This window comes from Paractinoplanes hotanensis, from assembly GCF_023717965.1.
GTDB lineage: Bacteria > Actinomycetota > Actinomycetes > Mycobacteriales > Micromonosporaceae > Actinoplanes > Actinoplanes polyasparticus.
In genome coordinates, this window is the sequence record NZ_JAMQOL010000125.1 from 1 (window position 1) to 1214 (window position 1214).

Sequence of the window (1214 nt, forward strand, 5' to 3'; positions counted from 1 at the left end):
GGTCCGGCCACGCCTGCTCGCCGGAGCTGGTCCGCGCTCTGGTGCGAGAGCTGGGCCTGCAGCCGTGCCAGCCGCGGGCAGATTCAGGCAGTCGAAGCATTTGCCTCTACGAGTTCGGCGAATATCTCGGAGGGCTTCTTCCAATTATGGATCTTACGGGGTCGGTCATTGATTTCGGAAGCCACCATCGCCAAATATTTCGGATCCGAGGTGATCGGGACACCTTTCGGGAAGTATTCGCGCAGGATCCGGTTCGCGTTCTCGTTGCTGCCGCGCTGCCACGGCGAGTGCGGCCGGGCGAAGTACACCGGCAGCCCGGCGGCGGTGATCCGGGCGTGGCCGGCCATCTCGGAACCGCAGTCCCAGGTCAGCGAGCGAGCGATCTGCGGCGGGAGGTTCCCGGCGGCGGCGATCACCGCGTCTCCCACGGTCAACGCGTCACGGCCGGACAGCGGGACCAGGACCAGCATCCGTGAGGTCCGCTCGACCAGCGTCGCCACCGCGGACTTGCCGCCCTTGCCGATCACCAGGTCACCCTCCCAATGGCCCGGCACCTGCCGGTCGGCGACCTCGGCGGGACGTTCGTCGAGGTAGCGCGGCTCGCGGATACGCGGAGCCGGGGCCGGACGCGGACCCGAACGCCGGGCCGGACGGCCGGTCCGCAGCCGGATCAGCTCCCGGGCCAGGGTGGACACCGGCTGGGCGTAGACCCACTGGTAGATCGCTTCGTGTGACACCCGCACAGCCTGATCGTCGCGGTAGTCGTACGGCAACCGGCCCGCGATCGACGCCGGCGACCAGCCACCCTTCAACAGCTCCTTGACCACCGTCCGCAACCGTGGCGAGCGGTCGACCGCGTACACCTTCGGCCGCCGCCGGCCGGCCACGGCCAACTCGTCGGCGACCACGGCCCGGTACTCGGCCCGGCCGCCGTGGCGGGCGACGTCGCGGGAGACCACCGACGGGTTCCGGCTGATCAGCCGGGCGATCTCCTTATATTCCAGGCCCTCGGCCAGACCCCGGGATATCTCTTCACGATCGATCAAGGTCAACATGTTGCGCACGGCGGGGATCCTGTCCCACCGACCCGTCAAGATCAAATGCTACGACTGGCTGAACTCGCCGCGGCCTTGGCGACACAGCCTGACCGACCAGGACCCCGCCGCCGGCCCGATCCCTGATCTGGTCAACCGGGATTTCACCGCGTCCGCACC

At 68.8% G+C, this 1214-nt stretch carries 1 protein-coding gene; it reads right to left on the reverse strand.

Going from position 1 to position 1214, the window contains the following annotated elements:
* Positions 1 to 83 precede the first annotated feature (83 nt).
* Positions 84 to 1055, reverse strand: a complete 972-nt coding sequence (locus LXN57_RS47685) for an IS30 family transposase (RefSeq protein WP_438872995.1) — start codon at positions 1053 to 1055, stop codon at positions 84 to 86.
* Positions 1056 to 1214 lie beyond the last annotated feature (159 nt).

Excerpts from the sequence above, each read along its gene's own strand:
- LXN57_RS47685 (WP_438872995.1), bottom strand. The coding sequence starts at position 1,055 with ATGTTGACCTTGATCGATCGTGAAGAGATATCCCGGGGTCTGGCCGAG.